The sequence below is a fragment of the Roseateles sp. DB2 genome (assembly GCF_051857535.1).
Classification (GTDB): Bacteria; Pseudomonadota; Gammaproteobacteria; order Burkholderiales; family Burkholderiaceae_C; genus Roseateles_B.
On sequence record NZ_JBPZGY010000001.1, the window covers coordinates 373,597 to 399,146 of the forward strand.

Below are 25,550 nucleotides of genomic sequence, written 5' to 3' on the forward strand. Positions count from 1 at the left end.
CGAAAGGGTGGGGCAGGGCAGGGGCGCCGTCAGCGCCGCCGGCCGATGCGACGCAGGGCCTGTCGCCAGGCGCTGCGCCAGGGGGCCGACGGACCGTTCGGCCGGGCACCATAACGGTCGAGATCCCAGCCTCGCAGCAGCGCGGCGGCCGCCTGGGCATCCGGCCCCAGGCCTGTCTCCAGGGCTGCTGCCCAGTGCGCATAGCTCAGGTGCAGCGGCACCCGCACGCCCAGCCGGGCCAGGTCCCGCTGCACCTGGAGGCGCTGCCGGGTCCAGGCGTCATGCGGGCGGCTCTGCCAGGCATTCCAGGCCAGGGCCAGACCCAGCACCGTGGCGATGAGACCGGCAGCGAGCTGGCCCAGGGCGGTCCAGTCCGGGCTGTTGAAGCCCAGCTTGCTCAGCAGTTGGAACTGGTCCTGGCGCGTGTAGCCCAGCACCCATTGCTGCCAGCGGTTGTCCAGCGTCTCCCAGGTATTGCGCAGGCGGCGCCAGAGGTCGGGGCTGACCGTGCCCAGCATGCTGCCCACCAGGCCGGGCGGCGGCTCCAGGGTCAGGCCACGCTGGATGCGATTGGGCGCCACCGCCGCCGTGGGGTCGACGCGCACCCAGCCCTTGCCTGCCTCCCAGTACTCGGCCCAGGCGTGGGCCTGGGACTGGCGGATCACCCAGAAGCCGTCCTGTGGCTCGGGGTCGGCGCCCTGATAGCCCGTGACGATGCGCGCCGGCACGCCCATGGCTCGCATCATCACCACGAAGGCGCTGGCGAAGTGCTCGCAAAAGCCCAGGCGGCGGTCGAACCAGAATTCATCGATCAGGTGCGGGCTCTGCTCGCCATAGCGCCCGGGAGACAGCGTGTAGCTGAAGGGCTGCTCATGCAAGTGCTGCAGCAAGGCCTCCGCCAGGGCTGCGGGCCGCTGGTGCGCCGCCAGGGCCGCGAGCGCCGGGCGCTGGGACAGGGCGCGCGCGAAGGCCTGGCTGCGGGGATTCAGTCCGGGAGGCAGGGCGAGGTAGTCGGCCAGCTCGGTGCTGCCCAGTTGCTGCGGCAGGGTCGTGGCGGCCGGGTGGGCGGCATGCTGGAAGCGCAGGCGCTCGCTGATGGGACGCCGTGAGCGCCAGACATGCTCACGGTCCAGCAGCAGCCGCAGCTCGTCCAGCTGCAGGGTCTCGCCCGCCAGGGCCGGATCCAGTTCCAGCATGGGCAGGATGCGGATGCGCAGGGGTTCCAGGGTCAGCTCGTAGCGCAGCCGGGGGGCGGTCAGGGCGCCCTGGCGCAGCGCACTCTCCGGGGCCGGCTCGCCTGCGGGCAGTTCGTCGGTCGCGGTCCAGAGTTGGCCGTCGAACTCGCTCAGGACGGGGCCACGGAAATACCACTGGCGGGGGTCGGCCTGGCCTTCCAGCACGCGCAGGCGCATCGCGATGCTCTGGTCGTTGGCGATCTCGCTCATGGCGCCGAACTGCAGACGATCGGACAAGCCGGTGCGGCCGACGCCGTCCGCAGGAATGCCCCACAGCGGCCCGATGCGAGGAAAAAGCAGGAAGAGGGCCACCATCACCGGCAGGCCCAGCAGTGTCACGCGCGCCGCCTGCCGAGCCGCCAGCGCCAGGTGCGGCTGGCCCAGCGGCATCTGGGCCAACACCAGGGCGGTCAGCAGCCCCCAGGTGCAGGCCAGGGTCCACAGTGCCGTCAGCAGTGACTGGGAATAGAGGAAATGCGTGAGAACCAGGAAAAAACCCAGGAAGAACACCACGAAGGCGTCGCGCCGGGCCCGCAGCTCCAGGGTCTTGAGCCCCATCAGCAGGACCAGCAGGGCGATGCCCGCCTCGCGGCCCAGCAGGGTGCGGAACTGCAGCCAGCTCGACAGCACGGCCACGCCCAGCATGGCGGCCACAGTCCAGCGACCCGGCAGGGGGCGGTTGCTTGCGGCCAGCCAGGCGCGCCAACCCAGCACCAGGCCAGCCAGCGCCAGGCACCAGGCAGGCAGGTGGTCCGCATGCGGCAGCAGGGTGGCGGTGATCAGGCCCAGCAGGAAGAAAGTGTCCCGCGCTTCTCGACCCGGAGGTCGCCAATGCAGGAGCTGCCAGGGCCAGGTCTTGCCTTCCTGCGGGCTCATGGCTGCGGCTCCTGCGGGGTCTCGGACAGGCCATGCAGGGCCAGGGCACGCAGGCAGGCCTGCAGATGGCCGTCGCCGCAGTCCAGGTCCAGGTGCAGTCTCGGCAGCTGCAGGCCGTAGCGCAGGCCCTGGCCGTCGGCCAGACGCACCCAGGCGCAGAGGCGGGCCAGGCGGGCTTCCTCATCCATCCCCGCCGTGTCTTCCCAGCGCAGCCAGAGCGCCTGGCCCTGGGGCGGCTGCCGCTCGCGTACCCACCACTGCGGCGGGGCGTCCCCTTGGGGCAGAGCCTTCTTCCAGTGGATGTCCCGCGGGCGGTCCCCACGCTGGTAGGGGCGCAGGCCCTGGACTTCGTCACCGCCGCGCGCGCCCGAGGCCGAGGCCGGCAGGCGCTGGCCTTCCCCTGCACCGGCCGGCAGCGGGGGGGGCAGCGCTTCCGCCTTGGGATAGACCAGCAGGGCGCTGGCGGGCCGCCAGTAGCTCCAGGCGCGGAACAGGCCCAGTGGAAAGCGTGTTTCCAGGCGCAGGGTGGGCAGGGCATGCAGGCCCCGGGGCAGGGCCGGCAGGGCCACCTGCACCTGGGCATGCCCCTGGGCCGGGACGTCGGCCCAGGCACTGCCCCGCAGGGGGTCGGACTTCAGGAAGTGGCGCCACTCGCGGCGGTCTGCGGTCAGGGCGATGCCGTAGCGCGCCGCGCCCGGATTGTGCAGGCGCAGCAGCAGCGGGGCCTCGCTGCCGGCCTCCACGGCCTCGGGCGGGCGCAGGTCCAGGTCCAGGCCGCGCAGGTTGGCATGCGTGGCCAGCATGGAGGCCAGGCCGGCGCCGGCCAGCAGGAAGCTCAGGGCGAAGCCCAGGCTCAGCTGCTCGTTGATGGAGGCCAGCAGCAGCACCGCCAGCGTGGCGCAGAAGAACAGGCCCGGCCGCGTGGGCACGATGTAGAGATTGCGCTGGGTGAGGTGATGGGTGTCGGCGCGTGGATGGCGGGCACTCCACCATCGCTGCCAGCGGCTTGCGAGCGTGGCCATGGCCGTTCAGGGCAGGGGCACGGCTTCCAGCATCGCCCGCACCTGTTCCACGGCCCCGCGGCCGCTGCCGGGCCTGGGGCGCAGGCGATGGGCGATGGTCTGGGCCAGGATGCCCTGCAGGTCGTCGGGCGTGACGTGGTCCCGCCCGCGCAGCAGGGCGCGGGCACGCGCGGCCCGCAGCAGGGCCAGGCCGGCGCGGGGCGAGAGCCCGTCGCTGAACCACTGGCCGGACCGCGTGGCGCCCAGCAGGGCCTGCAGATAGTCCAGCAGGGCCGGCGAGGCATGGACCTGCGCAATGCGGGCCTGGATGGCCAGCAGCTCCTCGGGTTGCATCAGGGCTTGCAGGTGGCGGATAGCCTCGCGGCTGTCCTGGCCCAGCAGCATCTCGCGCTCGGCGGCGCGGTCCGGCAGGCCCAGGCTGATGCGCATGAGGAAGCGGTCCAGCTGCGACTCCGGCAGCGGATGCGTGCCCAGCTGCTCGCTGGGATTCTGGGTCGCGATCACGAAGAAGGGCCGGGGCAGGGCATGAGTCTGGCCATCGGCTGTGACCTGGTGCTCCTCCATGGCCTCCAGCAAGGCGCTCTGGGTCTTGGGGCCGGCGCGGTTGATCTCGTCGGCCAGCAGCACCTGCGCGAAGACCGGGCCGGGATGGAACTGCCAGCCGCCGCGCTCGCGCTCGTAGAGGCTCACGCCGAGGAGGTCGGAGGGCAGCAGGTCGGCGGTGAACTGAACCCGCGAATAGCGCAGGCCCAGCGAGACGGCCAGGGTGTGCGCCAGGGTGGTCTTGCCCACCCCCGGCAGGTCCTCGATGAGCAGATGGCCACCTGCCATGAGGCAGGTCAGGCAATCCTCGATCTGTAAGGCCTTGCCGCGGATGATCGTGCTAATCTGGAGCGACAGGGCCTCGAACCGGCGGGCAATGCTGGCGGGGGATAGGTCTTGCATAGGCCATGCACCATAACGCAAATGCGCGCATGTCGCTTGCGCCACAAAAGAGTTCCTGGAGACAGTGCCTGCGATGTCCACCGCCTTCCTCAGTCACCCCGACTGCCGCCGCCACGACATGGGCGCCGGCCACCCCGAATGCCCGCAACGCCTGGATGCCATCGATGACTGGCTCATTGCCAACGGCCTGGACATCGCCCTGTCCCGCCACGATGCCCCCCTGGCCGAGCTGAAGGACGTGGAGCTGGCCCACACCCACGGCTATGTGACCGAGATCCGCGACGTGCTGGAGGCCGTGGCCGCCAGCGGCGAGTGCAAGGCCATAGACCCGGACACCATCGCCAATCCCTACACCTGGAGCGCTGCCCTGCGCGCCGCGGGCGCCGCCGTGCGGGCCACCGACCTCGTGCTGGACCGCCAGGCCGAGAACGCCTTCTGCGCCGTGCGCCCGCCGGGCCACCATGCCACGCGGGACCAGAGCATGGGCTTCTGCTTCTTCAACAACATTGCCATCGCCGCGCGGCATGCCCTGGACGTGCGGGGCTTGCAGCGCGTGGCCGTGGTGGACTTCGACGTGCACCACGGCAACGGCACGGAGGACATCCTCGCCGGTGACGAGCGCGTGCTGATGGTGGGCATCTTCCAGCATCCGCTCTATCCCTACAGCGGCGCCGTGCCCAAGGGCGAGAACATGGTCAACGTGCCCATCCCTGCCTACACGCGGGGCGGCGAGATCCGCGAGATGATCGAGGCCATGTGGATGCCGGCGCTGGAGCGTTTCCGTCCGCAGATGATCTTCATCTCGGCCGGCTTCGATGCCCATCGCGAAGACGACCTGGGCCAGCTGGGCCTGGTCGAGGCCGACTATGAATGGATCACGATGCGCATCAAGGACATCGCTGCGCGGCATGCCCAGGGGCGCATCGTCTCGGTGCTGGAGGGCGGCTACCATCTGGGGGCCCTGGCGCGCAGCGTGGGCACGCACCTTCGCGTGCTCACCGGAGTTTGAGGGCCCACCCCCTACCGGCTTCGTCAGTCCCTCGAGGGGGTACATCCGTGGTGCCGGCAAGCCGGATCCCCGGGGTGTCGCTTGATCCTTGTCTTGATCTGCGGTGATGGCTCGTGCTTGAGAATATGGGGCGGCTGCGGGCCGCCCTTGTTGTTTTCGAAGAAAGTGCATGAGTACCCAATCCCTTGATTTCGAGGAGGTGCAGCGCCTGCTGGCTTCCTTCGCCACCACTTCCGCCCTGATGGAGTTGGGCTTGCTGCTGGGCTGCCTGGGGCTGTCCTGGCTGGTCGTCTCGCGGCTGCAGCGTTTCGTGCAGGACCGCCCGGCCTCGGTGCTGTTCGGCAACCATGTGGTGGATGGCGTGCTCTTCCCGGTGCTGGCCCTGGTGGCGGCCTTTGCCGCGCGGCGGACCCTGCCCATGCTGGGGATCAAGTCGGCGGTGTTCAAGCTCATCATCCCGGTGCTGGTGTCCCTGGTGGTGATCCGCCTGACGGCCCGCGTGCTGCGCGCGGCCATGCCGGAGTCGCGCTGGGTGGGCCTGCTGGAGCGCAGCGTGTCCTGGCTGGCCTGGGGCGGCTCCATCCTGTGGATCACCGGTCTGCTGCCTGCGGTGATGGAGGAGCTGGAGAACATCTCCTGGAAGATGGGCAACAGCCAGGTCACGCTGCGGGCCATGATCGAGGGCGGCCTGACCGCCATCTTCGTGATGGTGCTGGCCCTGTGGCTGTCCGCCGTGATCGAGGGGCGCCTGCTGCGCAATGCCACGACGGACCTCTCGCTGCGCAAGATCGCCGTCAACCTGACGCGAGCGGTGCTGCTCTTCATCGGCCTGCTGCTGGCTCTGAGTGCCGCGGGCATCGACCTCACCGCCCTGGGCGTGCTGGGCGGTGCCATCGGCGTGGGCCTGGGCTTCGGTCTGCAAAAGCTGGCGGCCAACTATGTGTCGGGCTTCGTGATCCTGGCTGAACGCTCGCTGCGCATCGGGGACATGGTCAAGGTCGATAACTTCGAGGGCCGCATCTCTGACATCAAGACCCGCTACACCGTCATTCGCGCCCTCAACGGCCGCGAGGCCATCGTTCCCAACGAGACCCTGATCACCACGCGGGTGGAGAACTCCTCACTCGCTGATCCCAAGGTCCTGATCACGACGGTCGTGCAGGTGGACTACGCGGCCGATCTGGACGTGGTGATGCCCGCCCTGGTGACAGCCGTGTCCCAGGTGCCGCGCGTGCTGAAGGACCCGGAGCCCACGGTGCAACTGAGCAACTTTGCGGCGGACGGCCTGGAGCTGACCCTGGTCTTCTGGATCGGCGACCCCGAGAACGGCCAGGGCGGCGTGCGCTCGGAGGTCAATCTCAGCATCCTGCGCACGCTGCGCGGCCTGGGCGTGGAAATTCCCTATCCGCAGCGGGTGGTGCACCAGGGCAAGACCTGACCCTGCAGACAGCCATGAAAAACGCGACCCTCGGGTCGCGTTTGCATTGGAGCCGTGGAGCCGTGGAGCCGTGGAGGCGTCAGTCCCAGTCACGCGTGCGCATCACCGAGGCCCAGCGGCCCTTCTCGATGGCGTAGACGCTGATGGTGCCGAAGGCCTGCTCGCCCGCCGCGTCATAGCGCAGGCTGGCGGTCACGGGGCCGTGGAGGTCCAGCTCCTTCATGGCGGCCAGCACCTTGGCAGGTGCGGCGCTGCCGGCGCGGATCATGGCCAGGGTGATGGAGTGGACGGCGTCGTAGGCGTAGTGGGCGCCGTAGACGACTTCCTGCTTGGTGGCCGCGGCGAAGCGTGTTTCGAAGCTGCGGCCAGCGCTGAACTCGTAGGGCTCGATCACGGGCGAGGTGGAGTAGACAGCGCGGATCGGCATGTCCATCTTGGGCAGCAGATTGGTCTTGATGGTGTCCCCGCCCAGCAGCACGGCATCGCGCAGGCCGGCTTTGGCCATGCCCTTGATCAGGGCCTCGACCTGGAAGTCGGCCAGGGTGGTGATCACGCCGTCGACCTTGGCGGCCACCATCTTGGCGATCAGGTCGTCAAAGGCGGTGGTCTTGGCGTCCAGCGAGGCTGCCAGGGCGGCGTCCTTGCCCTTCTTCTTGAACAGGGCCTGGACACCGGCGATCAGGGCCTTGCCGTAGGGCGTGCCGTCGTCGACCAGGGCGAAGCGCTCGGCCTTCAGGTTGGACAGCGCATAGCTGGCCATGGCCTTGGCCTGGAGGTCATCATTGGCGACCAGGCGCAGGGTGGTGGCCAGGCCCAGCTGCGTGTACTTGGGATTGGTGGAGATGGCCAGCTGCGGAACTCCGGCGGCGGCATACACCGGGGCCGACTCGATGCTGACGCCCGAGTTCAGGTTGCCGATCACAGCCACGACGCCGGCGTCCACCAGCTCCTGGGCCACCTTCTTGCCGGTGGCTGCATCGGACTTGTCATCGCGCGAAACCACCTCCAGGGTGATGGCCTGGTTCTTCACGGAGAAGTGGGCCTCGTTGAGCTCCTTCACCGCCAGCTGCACGCCGGCCAGCATGTCCTTGCCCAGGGCAGCCAGGGGGCCGCTCAGCGGCTGAGCCACACCGATCTTGACCGTGTCCGGCAGGCGCGAGCAGGCACCCAGGAAGGGGGCGAGGCCGCCGGCGATGAGGAGGTTTCTGCGTTGAATCATGGGGGCCTTTCAGAAAGCTGCGCCATTCTAGAAAGCCTGGCGCGTGCGCCAAGCCTGTGGGTGGCGCGAATGAGACTTCCTGTAGCAATTGCTTGAGATTTCCCAGCCCTGAACACGGTGAATGCTCAGTGAAAACCCAATGAAAAAGGCCGTCGCGGGGCGACGGCCTTGCTGGGGACCCCGGGGCTTCGGGGTTTTCCCTGGGCAGCCCGATCAGGCCACCGTGACCGGGATCTTGCCGATCTTGGCTTGCCCGATCTTTTCCGACCATTCAGCCGGGCCCGTCTGGTGGGCGCTCGTGCCGCCTGCATCCACGGCCACCGTTACCGGCATGTCGGTGACGTCGAACTCGTAGATGGCTTCCATGCCCAGGTCCTCGAAGCCCACGACCTTGGCCGCCTTGATGGCCTTGGAGACCAGGTAGGCCGAGCCGCCCACGGCCATCAGGTAGGCTGACTTGTGCTTCTTGATGGCCTCGATGGCGACGGGGCCGCGCTCGGCCTTGCCGATCATGGCGATCAGGCCGGTCTGGGCCAGCATCATCTCGGTGAACTTGTCCATGCGGGTGGCGGTGGTGGGGCCGGCGGGGCCCACGACCTCATCACGCACAGGGTCGACCGGGCCCACGTAGTAGATGACGCGGTTGGTGAAGTCCACGGGCAGCTTCTCGCCCTTGGCCAGCATGTCCTGGATGCGCTTGTGCGCGGCGTCGCGGCCGGTGAGCATCTTGCCGTTGAGCAGCAAGGTCTGGCCGGGCTTCCAGCTGGCCACTTCCTCGGGCGTCAGCGCGTTGAGGTCCACGCGCTTGCTCTTGTTGTAGTCCGGGGCCCAGTGCACGTCGGGCCACAGGTCCAGGCTGGGCGGCTCGATGTAGCTGGGGCCGGAGCCGTCCAGCACGAAGTGGGCGTGGCGGGTGGCCGCGCAGTTGGGGATCATCGCGATGGGCTTGGAGGCCGCGTGCGTGGGGTAGGTCTTGATCTTGACGTCCAGCACGGTGGTCAGGCCGCCCAGGCCCTGCGCACCTATGCCCAGGGCATTGACCTTTTCGTACAGCTCGATGCGCAGCTCCTCCAGCTTGTTCTGGGGGCCGCGCTGCAGCAGCTCGTACATGTCGATGTCGTCCATCAGGGCTTCCTTGGCCAGCAGCGCGGCCTTCTCGGCCGTGCCGCCGACGCCAATGCCCAGCATGCCCGGCGGGCACCAGCCGGCGCCCATGGTCGGGACGGTCTTGAGCACCCAGTCGACGATGTTGTCGGAGGGGTTGAGCATGTAGACCTTGCTCTTGTTCTCCGAGCCGCCGCCCTTGGCTGCCACCGTCACGTCGACGGTGTTGCCGGGCACGACTTCCATGAAGACCACGGCCGGCGTGTTGTCCCGGGTGTTCTTGCGGTCGAAGATGGGGTCGGACAGCACGGAGGCGCGCAGCTTGTTGTCCGGGTGGTTGTAGGCGCGGCGCACGCCTTCGTCGACGGCGTCCTGGATGGAGCCGGGGAAGTCGGCCCAGCGCACGTCCATGCCGATCTTCAGGAAGACGTTGACGATGCCGGTGTCCTGGCAGATCGGGCGCTTGCCTTCGGCGCACATGCGCGAGTTGGTCAGGATCTGGGCGATGGCATCCTTGGCGGCCGGGCTCTGCTCGCGCTCGTAGGCGCGGGCCAGGTGCTGGATGTAGTCGGCCGGGTGGTAGTAGCTGATGTACTGCAGGGCGGCGGCGACGCTGTCGACGAGGTCGGCGTAGCGGATGGTGGTCGTCATGGCTTTCGAGGCGGGATCGTGAACCTGGGCGGGATTATCCCGCAGGCGGCTGACGGGCCTTTGACGCCTGGCAGCCGTCCGCAGCCCGGGCCGGGAGATGCCGCGGCACCCCTCGGCCCGGCGGGCCAGACTCAGGGCCGCCCGACGGCCGTCCAGGCCGAGGCCACGGCGTTCGCCTCGGCGGAGCCGGCGCCGTAGAGGTCGGCCGCGGCGCTGAGCGTGGCGCTGCGGGCCCCGGCGTAGTTGGTGCTGGAGGTCATGTAGACCGTCAGCGCGCGGTACCAGATCTTCTCGGCCTTGGCGCGGCCAATGCCGGTGAGGCTGCCCGTGCCGGTGGCGACGCGGGTGTCGCCCGCCTTGCAGGTCTTGCTGGGGCTGCCTGCATTCGTACCCTCGGCCAGGAGGTAGAAGAAGTGGTTGGCCACGCCGGAGGAGTAGTGCACGTCCAGGCTGCCCACGGTGCTGTACCAGCAATCCGCTGAAGCGCCGTCGCTGCTGGGCTGGATCATGGAGCGCAGGGATTTGCCACCGCTCTTGTAGAGCTTTTCGCCGATCAGGTAGTCGCCCGGGTCGTTGGCGTTGGCGGCGTAGAACTCGACGGCGGTGCCGAAGATGTCGCTGGTGCCCTCGTTGAGGCCGCCGGACTCGCCGGAGTAGGTGAGGTTGGCGGTGCGGCTGGTGACGCCGTGGGTCATCTCATGGCCCGCCACGTCGAGCGAGTCGAAGGGGTTGAAGGTGCTGCCGTCGCCATCGCCGTAGGTCATGCAGAAGCAGGAGTCGGACCAGAAGGCATTGTTGTAGTTGCGGCCATAGTGGACGCGGTTGTAGGCGCCCTTGCCGTCATTGGCGATGCCGCTGCGGCCATGCACGTTCTTGAAGTAGTCCCAGGTCACGGCTGTGCCGTACTGGGCATCAACGCCCACGGTCTGGCGGTTGGCCAGGCTGCCGTCGCCCCAGCTGTTGTCGGCGTCGGTGAAGATGCTGCCCCTGCCGCCCTGCTTGTTCCCCATGTCGACGGTGTACTGGCCGCCGCGCGAGGGGTCCTTGAGCTCGTAGCCGCTGGATGTCGTGTTGGTCACCAGGGCCACGGTGCCGTTGAAGAAGCCACGGCCGCTGCCGTTGGCGGCGCCGGTGTGGATGTCGTCCCAGGCGTCGAGCCTGACGCCGGAGATGGCGTCGACGATCACATGCATCTCGCTGGGCGTGCCGTCCGCGCGCTGACCGCTCAGCCGTACCTCGTAAGCCAGCGCGGGCGCCTGGCCGCGCGCATAGACCACCAGTTCAGGACGACCCTCGGCGGCGAGGCCGGGATGCTGGGCGAGGGCGCTTGCGGTGGCATCCGGTGCCTTGAGGCTGGCAGTGGCGGGCAGCTGGATCGCATGCTGCAGGGTGCGGGACATGGACTTGAGCTGGCCCTGGCGGTCCGCATGCACCACCAGGTCGCCGCCGATCACGCGCAGGCCGCGGTAGCTGCGGTCGAAGCGGGTGTGGGTGCTGCCGTCGGCGTCCATGAGCAGGTCGCGTATCCCGTAGGCTTGGCCCTCGCCGTGCAGGGACAGGCCCGGATAGGCAGCGATGTGCGAGCGGGCCTGGGCCGCTGCGTCCGCAGGGGCGGCGACGGCCGTCTGGGCCATGCCCAGTGCGGCCAGGGCCAGGGTGAGGGCATGGAGGTGGAGGTGCTTCATGTCTTGCGTCCCGGTTGAGTGCAATGAATGCGGCCGCCGCCAGCAGCGCACGGCGCAGGGCCTGCTGGCGCGGCCTTCTGGACCGCGCCGCAGCCCTGTGCTTGTACGCCTGGTGGGGGCGATTCGCCATCCCGTGTCCCGGTCACCGGACGTGACGGCTGCGGGCTCACGATGCCCGTGCCCAGGGGCTTCCCAGAGGAGAGGGAGGCAGCACGGCGCCGCCGATGAGGGTTCCTCTGTCGCATGAAAAAGGGGCCCGTCGAGGGGCCCCTGGCAATGCGGCGGAAGTGGCGTACCGGCTCAGTGCCCCTGGGCCTCGCCGCTGCCATGGGCGCTGGCCAGCAGCTTGTCCGTGTAGGCGATGGCCATGGCGGAGAGCAGGAAGGCGATGTGGATCAGCGTCTGCCACATCAAGGTCTTCTCGCTGTAGTTGTCAGCGTTGATGAAGGTCTTGAGCAGGTGGATGGACGAGATCCCGATGATGGCCGTCGCCAGCTTCACCTTCAGCACCGAGGCGTTCACATGGCTGAGCCACTCGGGCTGGTCCGGGTGGCCTTCCAGGTTCATGCGGGACACGAAGGTTTCATAGCCGCCCACGATCACCATGATCAGCAGGTTGGAGATCATCACCACGTCAATCAGGCCGAGCACGACCAGCATGATGATGGTTTCGTTGAGCTTGGCGATGGGCTCGTAGCCAATGACGGCACCGCTGGTGTCCTTGATGGCCGCGGCCTTGTAGCCGATGCTCTTCACCAGCGTCACCAGGGCTTCCTGGTGGCCGAAGGCGGCCTCGATCAGATGGACCAGCTCGGTCCAGAACTGGAACACATAGACCGCCTGCGCCAGGATCAGGCCCAGGTACAGGGGCAGTTGCAGCCAGCGGCTGCCGAACATCAGGGCGGGCAGGGGGCCCAGCTTGCGATTCATTTGGGAACTCATTGGTAACTTCCAGGTGGGACTGGCGCCGATTCTAGTGAGACGATGTCGGGCGCATTGTGAAGCGCCCAAGCGCCCAAGCGCCTTGCTGCCAGGCGGGGATCCGGCCGGGCGGCACAATGCCCGAGAACACTTCTATAAGAGTCAGCGCGTCGTCAGTGACGAAAAGCACAGTTGGTGCAGCGCAAAAAATGATGGGATGCGCCCGCATCCGCCAAGGAGATCAAAGCCATGAGCACTACGGAGACGACGCTTTACCACCCCAACGAGGCCGCTGCCCGAGCCGCGCATGTGTCCGGCATGGCCGCCTACGAGGCCCTGTGCAAGGAGGCCGAGACCGACTACGCCGGCTACTGGGCCCGCCTGGCCCGCGAGCTGATCACCTGGAAGACGCCTTTCACCAAGACCCTGGACGACAGCCAGGCGCCGTTCTTCAAGTGGTTCGAGGACGGCACGCTGAACGTCTCCTACAACTGCCTGGACCGCAATATCGAGCGTGGCCTGGGTGACAAGACCGCCCTGATCTTCGAAGCCGACGACGGCGCCGTGACCCGCGTGAGCTATAGCGAGCTGCTGGCCCGGGTCTCGCAACTGGCCAATGCGCTGAAGGCGCGCGGCGTGAAGAAGGGCGATCGCGTGGTCATCTACATGCCCATGTCGGTCGAGGGTGTGGCGGCCATGCAGGCCTGCGCGCGCATCGGCGCCACGCACTCGGTGGTGTTCGGTGGCTTCTCGGCCCAGTCCCTGCGTGACCGCATCCAGGATGCCGGCGCCGTGCTGCTGATCACCGCGGACGAGCAGGTGCGCGGCGGCAAGCACCTGCCCCTGAAGTCCATCGTCGACGAGGCCCTGGCCGACAATGCCTGCCCCACGCTGAAGGACGTGATCGTCTACCAGCGCACTGGTGGCGCCATCGGCTGGACGGCTGGCCGCGACCAGTGGCTGCACGAGGCCCTGGATGGCCAGCCCACCCAGTGCGAGCCCGAGTGGGTGGGCGCCGAGCATCCGCTGTTCCTGCTCTACACCTCCGGCTCCACCGGCAAGCCCAAGGGCGTGCAGCACAGCAGCGGCGGCTATCTGCTGCATGCGGCCCTGACCACCAAGTGGACCTTCGACCTCAAGCCGGACGACATCTTCTGGTGCACGGCCGACATCGGCTGGGTCACCGGCCACACCTACATCACCTACGGCCCGCTGGCTCTGGGCGGCACCGAGATCGTCTTCGAGGGCGTTCCCACCTTCCCGGACGCCGGCCGCTTCTGGCAGATGATCCAGAAGCACAAGGTCAGCATCTTCTACACGGCGCCGACCGCCATCCGTTCTCTGATCAAGGCCGCCGAGACCAACGAGGCCGTGCACCCCAAGCAGTACGACCTGAGCAGCCTGCGCCTGCTGGGCTCGGTGGGCGAGCCCATCAACCCGGCAGCCTGGGAGTGGTACCACCAGCATGTGGGCGGCGGCCGCTGCCCCATCGTGGACACCTTCTGGCAGACCGAGACCGGCGGCCACATGATCACGCCGCTGCCGGGCGTCACGCCCCTGGTGCCGGGCTCCTGCACCTTGCCCTTCCCGGGCATCCAGGCCGCCATCGTGGACGAGCTGGGCAATGACGTGCCCAACGGCCAGGGCGGCATCCTGGTGGTCAAGAAGCCCTGGCCCTCCATGATCCGCACCATCTGGGGCGACGCGGACCGCTTCGTGAAGAGCTACTACCCGTCCGAGCTCAAGGGCTACTACCTGGCGGGTGACGGCGCCATTCGTGACGCCAAGACCGGCTACTTCACCATCACCGGCCGCATCGACGACGTGCTGAACGTCTCGGGCCACCGCATGGGCACGATGGAGATTGAGTCGGCGCTCGTGAGCTGCACCGAGCTGGTGGCCGAGGCTGCGGTCGTGGGCCGCCCCGACGAGACCACGGGCGAGGCCATCTGCGCCTTCGTGGTGCTGAAGCGTCCGCGTCCCACAGGCGAGGAAGCCAAGAAGATCGCCAACGAGCTGCGTAACTGGGTGGCCAAGGAGATCGGCCCTATCGCCAAGCCCAAGGACATTCGCTTCGGTGACAACCTGCCCAAGACCCGCTCCGGCAAGATCATGCGCCGCCTGCTGCGCTCGGTCGCCAAGGGCGAGGCCGTCACGCAGGACACCAGCACGCTGGAGAACCCAGCCATCCTGGATCAGCTGGCCCAGACCAACTGAGCATGGTCGCTTTGCGCAAGGGCCCGCAGTCGCGGGCCCTTTGTCTTTGGTGCTGTGCTGTTGTGGCTGGTTGCTTGGCTGCTGCCTGCCGCTTGCCGCTTGCCGCTTGCCGCTTGCCGCTTGCCGCTTGGGGCGTACGGCATGCCAAGGGCGGAGCGGCCCGGCCTCAGCCCCGCCCGCGGCCGGGCTTCGTGTGGGGCGGCCGGCCCTGCAGGCCGGCTCCCCTGTGGTGCTCGGCGTCCGGAGCGGGCGCGTAACTCGCTCCATTCGCTGCGCTCATTGCGCTCAGACAAACGCGCCCAGTCAGACATGGAAGCGCGCTCACGCGCGCAGCTCCAGACCCCTGCGCTCCTCGGCACCCCACAAGGCGCCCGGCCACGGGCGGGGCTGAGACCGAGCGAGACAACAAGGTACTTTGCCGATGCCGTCACACGAAAGTGCGCACCACGCTGCGCTCGCGAGACCCAGCCGCCCTGGTGTGTGGACGTGGACTTGGACGTGGACGTGGACGTGGTCCCTGTACAGGAGCGGCATACACCACCCAACAAGCCACCCGCCCCCGAAAAAAGAAAAGGCCCGCTGCGCAGCAGCCGGGCCTTTTCGCCAAGAGCGACTCACGCGGATCCGGCTCCGCCGGTCCGTCGTGAGTGCCCCCCTGGGGGGGCGCGCGAAGCGCGTAGGGGGGGATCACTTCACCGTGAGGACCCACTTGGCCAGCGTCTCGGCCTCAGCGGGGGTGACGGCATTGGCGGGCATGGGCACGGGGCCCCATGCGCCGGAGCCGCCCTTGATGATCTTCTCGGACAGCTTCTTCACGGCGTCCTTGTCCTTGGCGTACTTGGCGGCCACTTCCTTGTAGGCCGGCCCCACGACCTTCTTGTCAATGGCATGGCAGGTCATGCAGTTCTTCTTCTGGGCCAGCTCCTGATTGGCAAAGGCGGGGGCGGTGAAGACGGCGGCCAGGGCAGCGACAGCGATCAGCTTGGACTTCATGGGTTCCTCTCGAAACAAGCGGCAGGGATTGGGGGCATGGCCCTGGCCTCAAACTGCTCTACAGTGAGACCAGAACCGGCGCAACTCATTCTACGGGGCGCCGTCCCACGCAGCAGGTGTGTCCGTCTTGTGTGGGGTCAAAGACAAAGAAAGGAATCCGTCCATGTGGTTTGTTGGTCTGGGCGTGCTGCTGATCTTGCTGAAGATCGGCGATGTCGGCTTCGTGGCCGGCTGGAGCTGGATCGCCGTGCTGAGCCCCTTTGCGCTGGCGGTGGTCTGGTGGGTCTGGGCAGATGGCAGCGGCTACACGCAGCGCAAGGCCATGGACCGGTTGGAAGAGCGCCAGCGCAAGCGCCGCCAACGCGCCATGGAAGCACTGGGCCGCGACAAGCCCGGGCAACGGCACTGAACATTCCCGGGGCCGGTGGGCCGTCGCCCCTGGCATGCGCCTTGGACTGCACCTCGGCAGCTTCCGGCGCGCGGCGCCGTCGTGAATGCAGCGCCATGCCTTGGCCTTTGGCGCGGGCAGAGGCTTTCTCCGTCATCAAGCTCAGAGGCCCTGCCGGCTTCGCGTCCGGCAGGGCCTCTGACCATGCGGGCCCCTTGCGGGGACCAGGGCGCTGTAGCGGTCAGTCGAATTTGTCCAGCACCGCGCCGGCACTGGCGCTAGCCGCACTGCGGGCGAATTTGGCCAGCACGCCTCGGGTGTAGCGCGGCGCTGGCTGGGTCCAGCCTGCACGTCGGCGAGCCAGCTCCTCGTCACTCACATGCAGCTGTAGCAGCAACTGATGGGCGTCAATGGTGATGCTGTCGCCCTCCTGAACCAGGGCGATGGTGCCGCCTTCATAGGCCTCGGGCGCCACGTGGCCGACCACCATGCCCCAGGTGCCCCCGGAAAAGCGACCGTCGGTGATCAGGCCCACGCTTTCTCCCAGGCCTTGGCCGATGAGGGCACCTGTGGGGGCGAGCATCTCGGGCATGCCTGGGCCGCCCTTGGGGCCCAGGTAGCGCAGCACCATCACGTCGCCAGCCCGGATCTGGCCGGCCATGATGGCAGCCAGCGCGGACTGCTCATCGTCGAAGACGCGGGCCGGGCCGGTGATGACCGGGTTCTTGAGGCCGGTGATCTTGGCCACGGCGCCCTCGGGCGAGAGATTGCCCTTCAGGATGGCCAGATGGCCTTCGGCATAGAGCGGATTGCTGACAGGGCGGATCACGTCCTGCGCAGGGGAGAGGTCCGGCACATCCGCCAGATTCTCGGCGACGGTCTTGCCGGTGATGGTCATGGCGCCGCCATGGATCATGCCGTGCTTGAGCAGCTCCTTCATCACGGCGGGAATGCCCCCCGCGCGGTGCAGGTCGATGGCCAGATACTGGCCGCTGGGCTTGAGATTGCACAGCACGGGCACCTTCTTGCGCATGCGTTCGAAGTCGTCGATGGTCCAGTCCACCTCGGCGGCGTGGGCGATGGCCAGGTAGTGCAGCACTGCATTGGTCGAGCCGCCTGTGGCCAGGATGACGGCCACGGCGTTCTCGATGGCCTTCTTGGTGACGATGTCGCGCGGCTTCAGGTCCTTCTTGACCGCCTCCACCAGGAGGGCTGCCGCCTTCTTGACGTTCTCCACGACCTCGTCCTCGACATTGGCCATGGTGGAGGAGTAGGGCAGGCTCATGCCCAGCGCCTCGAAGGAGGAACTCATGGTGTTGGCGGTGTACATGCCGCCGCAGGAACCGCTGCCGGGGATGGCGCGTTTCTCGATCTCGCAGAAGTCGCGCTCGTCCATCTTGCCGGCCGAGAACTGGCCCACGGCTTCGAAGACGCTGACGATGTTGAGGTCCTGGCCCTTGTACTTGCCGGGCAGGATGGTGCCGCCGTAGACGTACAGCGAAGGCACGTTGGCGCGCAGCATGCCCATCATGCCGCCGGGCATGTTCTTGTCGCAGCCGCCGATGACGATCACGCCGTCCATCCACTGGCCGCCCACGCAGGTCTCGACGCAGTCGGAGATGACCTCGCGCGAGACCAGGCTGTACTTCATGCCTTCGGTGCCCATGGCCATGCCGTCGCTGATGGTGGGCGTGCCGAAGATCTGAGGATTGGCGCCCGCGGCTTTCAGTCCCTCGACGGCGGCATCGGCCAGACGCTGCAAGCCGCTGTTGCAGGGGGTGATGGTGGAATGACCGTTGGCCACGCCGATCATGGGCTTGCCGAAGTCCTCCTCCTTGTAGCCCAGGCCGTAGTACATGGAGCGGTTGGGCGCGCGGGCCACGCCTTCAGTGATGTTCTTGGAACGGCGGTTGTAGCTCATTGGGAAGTCTCCGGTGTGGGGAGGCCGCAGGGCGGCCGAGGCTGGCGCCAGTATCAGCATGGAGGGATATCGTGTCCAATATATATCCAGCCATGAATTGATTTGTGGGATGTATCAATGATCGAACTCCGTACCTGGCGCCAGTTCTGCGTCCTGGCCCGTGAGCTGCACTTCGGCCGCGCTGCCCAGCGCCTTCACATGACCCAGCCGCCGCTGAGTCTGGCCATGCAGAAGCTGGAGCAGGCCCTGGGCGTGACGCTGTTCGAGCGCAGCCGTCGCAGCGTTCGGCTCAGCGCCGCCGGTGCTGCGCTGCTGCCGCAGGCCGAGGCGCTGCTCGCCCAGGCAGAGGCGCTGCCCGCCACGGCGCGTTCGGCTGCGGCAGGCATCAGCGGCCGTCTGCGGCTGGGCTTTGTCTCCACCGTAGGCTATGGGGAGATGCCGCAGTGGCTGCGGCAGTTCCGTGAGCGCTTTCCCGAGGTGGCGCTGCAATTGCGAGAGGCCACGCTGGACGTGCAGCTGGAGGCCTTCGAGCGGGATGAACTGGATGCCGGCTTCGTGATCCATGCGCCGGGCGCCGCCCCCGCGGGTTTCGAGACCCTGCGCCTGTCCGAGGAACCCATGGTGCTGGCGCATGCCGAGGGGGTTGGCGCTCTGGCGGCCAAGGTCCTGCTGGAGGCTCCGCTGATCATCTTTCCGCGCGAGATCGCGCCTTCGCTGCATGACGCGGTGCTGGCCTTCTATGCGGCCCAGGGCCGGCGAGTGGAGGTAGCGCAGGAGGCCATCCAGATGCAGACCATCGTCAACCTGGTGTCCTCGGGCATGGGCGTGGCCTGGGTGCCGCGCTCCGTGATGGCCCTGCAGCGCGCGGGCGTGAGCTACCGGGCGCTGCGCATGTCTGGGCTGCCGCGCTGCGAGACACGCTTGATCTGGCAGGCGCCGGCTGCGCCGGTGGTGGCCGGTTTCGTGGCCCATGTGCGGCAGGCCTTGCGGGCAAATCCCGAGTCGAAATGACCGGAAGTCATGCCGGCCGACACCGCAGAATGCGCGTTCGGGCGAGCAGCGCCCCGCAGGCGTGCGCCTGCCGTCGTGGGCAGCCCCTTCGGTCAACGGTGAGCCTGCGCCGCCGTTGAACGCCGACGAACCACGAGAGGAGATGCTCCATGCACCGCAATGCCCTGCGCCCGATGATTCTTCTGGCGGCGCTGCTGAGCGCTGGCCTGACCCATGCCGCTGTCTTCAAGGATCCTGCCCTCCAGCAGGCCCTGGATGCAGACCATGACGAGGAGCTGCAATCCTTGGCCCGTGCGCGGCTCAAGGCGGACGCCCACGATGCCCAGGGGCTGGCGGCCACGGTCCTGCTGAGCCTGCAGGACGCGGACAGTGCGCGGCTCGAAGGCCATGCCAAGGCCTTGCAGCAATGCGTCGAGCGGCAGCCACGTGAGTTTGTCTGCCACTTCGTTCTCGGCCAGGTCCTGGGCACCCAGGCCATGGCGGGCGGCATGATGAAGGCCATGACGCTGACCGGCCGCATCAAGGAGTCCTTCCAGAAGGCGCTGGAACTCGAGCCTCAGTCTTTCGAAGCGCGCGAGGCGCTGCAGCAGTTTTACCTGATGGCCCCAGGCATCGCGGGCGGTTCGACCGCCAAGGCCCGCGCCCTGGTCGACGAGGTCCGAGACAGCCAGCCGGCCATGGCCCACCTGCTGCGTGCCCGGCTGCTGCAAAGCGACGGCGACACGGCGGGTGCCGAGCGCGAACTCAAGGCCTACCGGCCCGGCAAGGAGGCCGCGCTCAACAAGGCCTGGGTGCAGGGCTGGGCCGGCCTGGGCCTGAGCTATTTGCAGGACAAGCAGTTGCCCAAGGCGCGCATCTGGTTCGAGCAGTTGATCAAGGAGCAGCCGCAGGCCGCACTGGGACCCTTCGGCCTGGCGCGCGTGGCTGCAGCGGAACAACGCTGGGAGGAATCGGCCCGTGCCTTCGAGCTGGCCCGCACGCTGGAGGGGGCCCGGGACCTGCCCATCGACTACCGCCTGGGCCTGATGCTGCAGGCCAAGGGCGACAAGGCCCAGGCCAAGGCCGCCCTGGAACGCTACCTGGGCGGCAGGACTCCCAGCAAACGTCTGGCCGAGGACGCGCGCAAGCGCATCGCCGAGTTGGGTTGATGACCCGGCAAGGAGCAGGTGAAGGTCCGGCCTGCCACAGGGATGGCGCTGCTGGCCTTAGCATGTCGGCCATGTTGCGTTCTGCCCTCTCCACGCCCAGCAAGCCCTCGTCAGGGCCGGTACCGCGTCGCCTGTTGACGGCGCTGGGGCTGCTACTGTCCCTGGGGCTGGGCCTGCCAGGCCCCAGTCAGGCTGCCGTCCTGTCTGATTCCGTCCTGCAGACTCTCTTCGCCGCGGGGCAGGCCCTGGAGCTGGAGCGCGCCGCGCAGGCGCGCCTCAGTGCCGACGCCCAGGACCTCCAGGGGCAGATGGCGCTGGCGCTGGCTGGTCTCGAGTGGGGCCGGCCGGAGGCGCTGGAGCCTTCGCTGCGCCAGATGCAGGCCTGTGTCGAGCGTCAGCCGGACTTCGCGCCCTGCCACTACGTGCTGGGTTCCGTGCTCAGCGTGCAGGCCGTGCGCGGCGGGGCGCTGAAGGCGCTGAGCCTCAGCGCCCGCATCCGCCAGCATCTGCAGCGGGCCTTCGAGCTGGACCCGCGCAGCTACGAGATCCGCAGCGCCCTGGCGCAGTACTACCTCGCCGTGCCCCTGCTTGCCGGCGGCAGCCAGGGCAAGGCCCGCAGCCTGGAGCGGGACTGGCGCAAGGTCAATCCGGAGCAGGCGCGCATGCTGCGCATCTTCATTGCCCTGGGCGACGAAGACTGGGGCGACGCCGAACGCGAACTCAGGGCCTTGCGTACCGGCACGGATCCTCGCCTGGCCTTCGACGCTCGCGCGGCCTACGGCCAACTGGGCCGGCATTTCGTCAAGGACCACCAATGGGACCGCGCTCGCAGGCTTTACGAGCAGTTGATGCGGGAGCAGCCCCGCCAGGCGACCGGGCCCTACCTGATGGCCCGCCTGGCGCAGGACCAGGGGCGTTTCGAGGAGGCCATCGACTGGGTCCAGCGCGCCCGCAAGCTGGAGGGCGCAGAGTTGCTGCCCCTGGATCAGCGCCTGGGCAATGCCTATGAAAGCCTGGGCGACAAGGCGCAGGCCCGCGCTGCCTACGAACGATACCTGGGCGGCAGCCATCTTCACCTGCGCAACGAGCAGGAAGTCCGGCGCTCGCTGGCCGCTCTGGAGGCTTCGCCGGGCTGAGTTCTTGAGTGGCACCGGCGAGGGCAGGGCGCAAGCGATGGCGAGCCGGGCCGTTGGGGGCCACTATGATGCGCGCCTGACCAATCCAGGACCCCGAGGACCTCGCCATGTGGGTGCATCCCCAGTTCGATCCCATTGCCATCCGGCTCGGCCCCTTGGCCGTGCATTGGTATGGCCTGGCCTACCTGGCCGGCTTTGTCGTCTTCATGCTGCTGGCACGTTGGCGCATCCGCCAGCCGGGCCTGGTCACCCAGCCCTGGACGACGCTGCATCTCGATGACCTCTTGTTCTACGGCGTGCTCGGCGTGGTGCTGGGGGGGCGGCTGGGCTTTGTGTTCTTCTACAAGCCCGAGTACTACCTGGCCCATCCGGTCGAGATCTTCAAGGTCTGGACGGGCGGCATGGCCTTTCACGGCGGGCTGCTGGGCGTGGCGCTGGCGCTGGCGGTGTTCGCCTGGCGCCGCGGCTGGCGCTTCTTTGAGGTGACGGATCTGGTGGCGCCCTGCGTGGGCTTCAGCTTCGGCCTGGTGCGCATTGCCAACTTCATCAACGGCGAGCTGTGGGGCCGGCCGGCCGATCCCAGTCTCCCCTGGGCCATGGTGTTCCCGCAGGCGCCCACTGCGGAGCCGCGCCACCCCTCGCAGCTCTACCAGGCCTTTGGCGAGGGCGTGGTGCTCTTCGTCCTGTTGTGGCTCTATGCCCGCAAGCCGCGCCTGACGGGCCAGGTCTCGGGCGCCTTCCTCTTTCTGTATGGCCTGCAGCGTTTCGTGATCGAGTTCTTCCGCGAACCGGATGCCTATCTGGGCCTGCAGGCGCTGGGCCTCAGTCGCGGACAATGGCTGTGCGTGCCAATGATCCTGGCCGGCCTGGGGCTCTGGGCCTGGGCGGGGCGGCGCGGCAGCAAGACCTGAGATCACGAACTGGCCGCCATGCGACAAATCTTCTTCGACACCGAAACCACCGGCCTGCGCGCCGAAGCCGGCGACCGCATCATCGAGATCGGCTGCGTGGAGATGGTGAACCGGCAACTGACCGGCAACAACCTGCACCTCTACCTCAACCCCGAGCGCGACATCGACGAGGAGGCGGTGCGCGTGCACGGCCTGACCGTCGAGTTTCTGGCCGACAAGCCCAAGTTTGCGCAGGTGGTGGACCAGATCATCGAGTTCCTCCACGGCGCCGAGCTGGTCATCCACAACGCGGCCTTCGACATTGGCTTCATGAACGCCGAGCTCAAGCGCCTGGGAAAGCCCCTGGTGACGGACTTCGTCGGCGGCGTCCGGGACACTTTGCTGATGGCTCGGGACATGTTCCCCGGCAAGGCCAACTCCCTGGATGCGCTGTGCAAGCGCCTGGAGGTGGACAACTCCAACCGGACCTTCCACGGCGCCTTGCTGGACTCGGAGCTGCTGGCCGAGGTCTACATCCGGCTGACCCGTGGCCAGGATGCCTTGTTGATGGACGACGCTGGCAGCAGTTCGGGCCAGGAGGGCGGCGACGCGCGCGTGGCGCCCGTGGATTACAGCCGTTTCGTGCTGCCCGTCCTGCAAGCGACGGCCGAGGAACTGGCAGCCCATGAGGCCGTCCTCGCGGAGCTGGACAAGGCAAGCGGCGGCAAGCGCATCTGGCAGTCAGCCGAGGCTGCGCCTGCCGCCTGAGGTCCAGCAGAAGTTTTTCAGTATTTTCTTGTGTGAGCTGAAAAACTCGTGGCATAATCGTGGGCTTCCCGGTTAACAAATTTTGTTGACGCAGGGTGATGAAGAAATCACCGGGGCGGCAACAGGATTTGACTGACAGCGGCACGTCGAGTGAGTCAGGAGACTTGATTCAAGAGACGTGGCATTGAACAGATTGATCGGGCGGTTAGCTCAGCGGTAGAGCACTGCCTTCACACGGCAGGGGTCGCAGGTTCGAACCCTGCACCGCCCACCAGAACAAGCGCCCAGGCCGGCAGTTGACGTCAGCGTCTATGCTGCAGGCTCAGGTCGCAACAGCTCCGGCGATCGCATCGGAGCGCCCTGGTCAATCTGTACAGCTCGCTGCGGTCGCACGCATACCGGGCGGTTAGCTCAGCGGTAGAGCACTGCCTTCACACGGCAGGGGTCGCAGGTTCGAACCCTGCACCGCCCACCAAGATCACCCCGCAAGTCGCAAGGCTTGCGGGGTTTTTCTTTGGTCGCTTCGGGGAGGGGCGGCTCTTGCTAGCGTTGCTGGTTCGACCGAGCCGCCGCCGCCGCCGCTACTGCTGCTACTGCTACTGCTGCTACTGCTACTGCTACTGCTACTGCTACTGCTACTGCTACTGCTACTGCTACTGCTACTGCTACTGCTACTGCTACTGCTACTGCTACTGCTACTGCTACTGCTACTGCTACTGCTACTGCTGCTACGCAGCGGGTGGGCGGGTCCAATGACTCCGCATCCTTCGTCCCGCTGCGAGGCCCCCCTTTCATCTGCGCCATCGGGATCGCCCGCTACCCGGCCTTTTGCAGCACCGTGGCACGCGATGGGCACGTGCAGGAACCCACTGCCCGGAAGACCTGTGCTTGGGGACCGTGTCGGCGCCGGGATCGGGTGGAGCGAGGTAGGGGCGGCTTGGCTTGAGGGTTGTTAAGGGGTGAGGGTTGAGGGTTGAGGGTTGAGGGTTGAGGGTGGCGGACTGGCGCTCGGGCTGTGGGCTGTGGCGCAGTCCTTGCGCACTCCGGACTGGCCTGCCTGCGCTATGGCATGCTGCGACCCTTTGATGGACCTCAGATCAGGAGCCCCGCCGTGGAATCAGTCCCCGCTTCGACAGTGGACCCCACACTGCCGCCCGCCGACTGGTGGCGTTTTGCGCTTGATGGCCAGGCCCTGGGCTGGCTGGCCCCGCGCCATCAGCAACTGCTGTCGGATTGGGGTCTGGGCGAAGCGCTTGCGGGTGCGCGTACCTGGACCATTCGCAGTGGCGCCCCTCATGCCCAGGCGCGAAGCCACTGGCTCGCCGAGTTGGCTCAGCGCCTGCACGAGGCCGGCTGGATACGGGGATGGCGCGGGGAGCGCTACCGCTGCCAGTTGCCTGGCCCCGAGAGTGCTCAGGGGCCCGCAGACGGCCCGGTCTTCTTCGAGCTGGAACGTGCTGCCTACCGCTTCTTCGGCCTCACCAGCCAGGCGGTCCACGTCAATGGCGTGGACGAGGCCGGCTCGCTCTGGTGCGGCCGCCGTTCCCTGCGCAAGGCCACCGATCCCGGGCGTCTGGACAATCTCGCCGCCGGCGGGCTGCCGGCTGGCGAGGACCTGCTCGAATGCGCCCGCCGCGAGCTGTGGGAGGAGGCCGGGGTGCCGGCCTCCTTGTGCGCGCCGCTGCGCCTGATGGGGCGGCTGCGCACGGCCCGTGTCGAACCCGAGGGGTGGCACGACGAGTGGCTGCATGTGTTCGAGCTGCAACTGCCGGCAGGCTTCATTCCCAGCAACCAGGACGGCGAGGTCACGGCCTTCGAACGACTGGCGCCCGAGGCCCTGGCCCGCCGTCTTGCCACACAGGATTTCAGCCCTGATGCGGCGGCGGTGACAGCGTTCTGGCTGGCCTCGACGATCCCGGGCTGAACGCAGCGGTCCTCAGACCAGCAGGAAGCACAGGTGTCCGGTACCTGCCTCCTTGCCCAGCAAGGGCAGGGTGAGGCTCAGGTCCGTGCGTGCACTGGGCTGCTGCAACACCTGCAGCAGCTTCTCGAAGGGCTGGGGCGCCAGCCGGGCGCTGCCCAACTGGGCCTCGCTGCCGGCGCCCGGCTTGTGCAGCACGGCGGCCATGCTGCGCAGGTAGCGGCCGGCTTCCTCCACCATGCGGGGGCTGGGCTGGCGGGTCTGTATGGCCTTGACGATGTCCTGCTTGCTCAAGGCCAGGGCCATGCCGCCCACCATGGCCACGGCGGTGGCGTCCAGCAGGCCGACGGCATAAGCCGTCTTGCGGCCGGTGCAGCCGTAGAGACCCACCAGCAGCGGGTACTGTTCGAAGTCATGGAGGCCGCCGGACTTGAGCAGATCGAAGCTGCGGGTGCACAGCAGGGCGTGCAGCTGCTGCTGGGCCAGGCCCAGGGACTGCAGGGCGCCGGGCAGCACGGCCTCAGGCTCGACCACCTCTGCAGTCTTGCGCGACGGGGTCTGCTCGCGCAGGGCAGACTGGCCATAGAGGGAGTCATGCACCACGCGGCGTAGCGTGGTCTCGTCGAAAGGCTTGTGCACCACGAAGGCGGCCCCGTTGCTGCGGGCCTGGTTGAGGCACTGGGCATTGGTCTCGGTCGTGACGAAGCCAACGGGCACATGGCCCTGGCCGATCTGGCGCAGGGTCTGCAGCATCTCGATGCCCGAGACGCCCGGCATGTGCCAGTCCGAGACCACGAGGTCCGGCTTGAAATCCTGCATGCGCTCAAGGGCCTCGGCGCCGTCGCTGGCGGTCTGGATCTGCAGGCGGCCCAGTTCGCGACCCTCCTGCAGAATGCGCCGGATGATGGCCTGGATGGCACGGCTGTCGTCAACGATCAGCACGCGGCGGGATTCCTCACTCATGTTCTTTTCATTCATCTGATTCCTGGCTCCGGCAACAGGGCACCCTCAGGTGGTCCGGGCCCATGCAGGCATGGACGCGTCCGACGGTC

Annotated in this window: 21 protein-coding genes and 2 tRNA genes; 13 read left to right on the forward strand and 10 right to left on the reverse strand. The window is 67.8% G+C overall.

Going from position 1 to position 25,550, the window contains the following annotated elements; translation table 11 throughout:
* Window positions 1-29: 29 nt before the first annotated feature.
* From ACS5PK_RS01615 to ACS5PK_RS01625, 3 genes are read right to left on the reverse strand one after another with little or no spacing between them, the layout of a single operon-like run.
* On the reverse strand, window positions 30-2,111 hold the full coding sequence (locus tag ACS5PK_RS01615) for a transglutaminaseTgpA domain-containing protein (protein ID WP_439438524.1): 2,082 nt from the start codon (window positions 2,109-2,111) through the stop codon (window positions 30-32).
* A complete protein-coding gene (locus ACS5PK_RS01620) occupies window positions 2,108-3,133 on the reverse strand; it encodes a DUF58 domain-containing protein (RefSeq protein ID WP_439438525.1) in 1,026 nt (341 codons plus the stop codon). The genes ACS5PK_RS01615 and ACS5PK_RS01620 overlap by 4 nt, the downstream gene beginning before the upstream one ends.
* A 6-nt stretch (window positions 3,134-3,139) precedes the next feature.
* A complete protein-coding gene (locus tag ACS5PK_RS01625; RefSeq protein WP_439438526.1) occupies window positions 3,140-4,078 on the reverse strand; it encodes an AAA family ATPase in 939 nt (312 codons plus the stop codon).
* A gap of 73 nt (window positions 4,079-4,151) precedes the next feature.
* Here ACS5PK_RS01625 and ACS5PK_RS01630 point away from each other — a divergent pair, with 73 nt between their 5' ends.
* Both ACS5PK_RS01630 and ACS5PK_RS01635 read left to right on the forward strand, forming a co-directional pair.
* Window positions 4,152-5,087, forward strand: a complete 936-nt coding sequence (locus ACS5PK_RS01630; protein WP_439438527.1) for a histone deacetylase family protein — start codon at window positions 4,152-4,154, stop codon at window positions 5,085-5,087.
* 169 nt (window positions 5,088-5,256) lie between these two features.
* The gene (locus tag ACS5PK_RS01635) at window positions 5,257-6,525 is read left to right on the forward strand and encodes a mechanosensitive ion channel family protein (protein WP_439438528.1); all 1,269 of its coding nucleotides are present in this window, start codon (window positions 5,257-5,259) and stop codon (window positions 6,523-6,525) included.
* A gap of 79 nt (window positions 6,526-6,604) precedes the next feature.
* Here the strand turns inward: ACS5PK_RS01635 and ACS5PK_RS01640 are convergent, their stop codons facing one another.
* From ACS5PK_RS01640 to ACS5PK_RS01655, 4 genes are all read right to left on the reverse strand, one after another.
* The gene (locus tag ACS5PK_RS01640; RefSeq protein WP_439438529.1) at window positions 6,605-7,744 is read right to left on the reverse strand and encodes a branched-chain amino acid ABC transporter substrate-binding protein; all 1,140 of its coding nucleotides are present in this window, start codon (window positions 7,742-7,744) and stop codon (window positions 6,605-6,607) included.
* Window positions 7,745-7,957: 213 nt separating this feature from the next.
* Window positions 7,958-9,499 (reverse strand): fumarate hydratase, encoded by a 1,542-nt coding sequence (locus tag ACS5PK_RS01645; protein ID WP_439438530.1) that lies wholly within the window; start codon window positions 9,497-9,499, stop codon window positions 7,958-7,960.
* 131 nt (window positions 9,500-9,630) lie between these two features.
* Entirely contained in the window at window positions 9,631-11,184 is a 1,554-nt protein-coding gene (locus ACS5PK_RS01650; RefSeq protein WP_439438531.1) for a M4 family metallopeptidase, read from the reverse strand.
* Between the two features lie 300 nt (window positions 11,185-11,484).
* Window positions 11,485-12,114, reverse strand: coding sequence for a TIGR00645 family protein (locus ACS5PK_RS01655; RefSeq protein ID WP_439438532.1), 630 nt, complete (start codon window positions 12,112-12,114; stop codon window positions 11,485-11,487).
* Between the two features lie 240 nt (window positions 12,115-12,354).
* On the opposite strand from ACS5PK_RS01655, the gene acs reads away from it, so the two are divergent.
* A complete protein-coding gene (gene acs, locus ACS5PK_RS01660) occupies window positions 12,355-14,322 on the forward strand; it encodes an acetate--CoA ligase (protein WP_439438533.1) in 1,968 nt (655 codons plus the stop codon).
* Window positions 14,323-15,009: 687 nt separating this feature from the next.
* Here acs and ACS5PK_RS01665 read toward each other — a convergent pair.
* A complete protein-coding gene (locus ACS5PK_RS01665; protein ID WP_439438534.1) occupies window positions 15,010-15,315 on the reverse strand; it encodes a c-type cytochrome in 306 nt (101 codons plus the stop codon).
* Between the two features lie 163 nt (window positions 15,316-15,478).
* Here ACS5PK_RS01665 and ACS5PK_RS01670 point away from each other — a divergent pair, with 163 nt between their 5' ends.
* Window positions 15,479-15,724, forward strand: coding sequence for a TIGR04438 family Trp-rich protein (locus ACS5PK_RS01670; RefSeq protein WP_439438535.1), 246 nt, complete (start codon window positions 15,479-15,481; stop codon window positions 15,722-15,724).
* A gap of 220 nt (window positions 15,725-15,944) precedes the next feature.
* Here ACS5PK_RS01670 and ilvD read toward each other — a convergent pair whose 3' ends face one another.
* A complete protein-coding gene (ilvD, locus tag ACS5PK_RS01675; RefSeq protein ID WP_439438536.1) occupies window positions 15,945-17,624 on the reverse strand; it encodes a dihydroxy-acid dehydratase in 1,680 nt (559 codons plus the stop codon).
* Between the two features lie 117 nt (window positions 17,625-17,741).
* Between ilvD and ACS5PK_RS01680 the strand changes: the two genes are divergently transcribed.
* From ACS5PK_RS01680 to ACS5PK_RS01720, 9 genes are all read left to right on the forward strand, one after another.
* Window positions 17,742-18,635 carry a LysR family transcriptional regulator gene (locus ACS5PK_RS01680; RefSeq protein ID WP_439438537.1) on the forward strand — a complete coding sequence of 298 codons (894 nt, stop codon included), beginning with the start codon at window positions 17,742-17,744 and terminating at the stop codon, window positions 18,633-18,635.
* 149 nt (window positions 18,636-18,784) lie between these two features.
* Complete coding sequence (locus ACS5PK_RS01685) at window positions 18,785-19,783, forward strand: tetratricopeptide repeat protein (RefSeq protein ID WP_439438538.1); 999 nt, start codon at window positions 18,785-18,787, stop codon at window positions 19,781-19,783.
* A gap of 71 nt (window positions 19,784-19,854) precedes the next feature.
* Window positions 19,855-20,919 (forward strand): tetratricopeptide repeat protein, encoded by a 1,065-nt coding sequence (locus ACS5PK_RS01690; RefSeq protein ID WP_439438539.1) that lies wholly within the window; start codon window positions 19,855-19,857, stop codon window positions 20,917-20,919.
* Between the two features lie 107 nt (window positions 20,920-21,026).
* The gene (gene lgt, locus ACS5PK_RS01695; protein ID WP_439438540.1) at window positions 21,027-21,830 is read left to right on the forward strand and encodes a prolipoprotein diacylglyceryl transferase; all 804 of its coding nucleotides are present in this window, start codon (window positions 21,027-21,029) and stop codon (window positions 21,828-21,830) included.
* Between the two features lie 18 nt (window positions 21,831-21,848).
* Window positions 21,849-22,577, forward strand: coding sequence for a DNA polymerase III subunit epsilon (gene dnaQ, locus ACS5PK_RS01700; RefSeq protein WP_439438541.1), 729 nt, complete (start codon window positions 21,849-21,851; stop codon window positions 22,575-22,577).
* 199 nt (window positions 22,578-22,776) lie between these two features.
* A tRNA-Val gene (locus ACS5PK_RS01705) sits at window positions 22,777-22,851 on the forward strand.
* A gap of 126 nt (window positions 22,852-22,977) precedes the next feature.
* A tRNA-Val gene (locus tag ACS5PK_RS01710) sits at window positions 22,978-23,052 on the forward strand.
* 65 nt (window positions 23,053-23,117) lie between these two features.
* Complete coding sequence (locus ACS5PK_RS01715) at window positions 23,118-23,333, forward strand: hypothetical protein (protein WP_439438542.1); 216 nt, start codon at window positions 23,118-23,120, stop codon at window positions 23,331-23,333.
* A gap of 355 nt (window positions 23,334-23,688) precedes the next feature.
* On the forward strand, window positions 23,689-24,501 hold the full coding sequence (locus ACS5PK_RS01720) for a DUF4743 domain-containing protein (RefSeq protein WP_439438543.1): 813 nt from the start codon (window positions 23,689-23,691) through the stop codon (window positions 24,499-24,501).
* A 12-nt stretch (window positions 24,502-24,513) separates the two neighbouring features.
* On the opposite strand, the gene ACS5PK_RS01725 is transcribed toward ACS5PK_RS01720, so the two are convergent.
* Window positions 24,514-25,461 carry a response regulator gene (locus tag ACS5PK_RS01725; RefSeq protein WP_439438544.1) on the reverse strand — a complete coding sequence of 316 codons (948 nt, stop codon included), beginning with the start codon at window positions 25,459-25,461 and terminating at the stop codon, window positions 24,514-24,516.
* Window positions 25,462-25,550 lie beyond the last annotated feature (89 nt).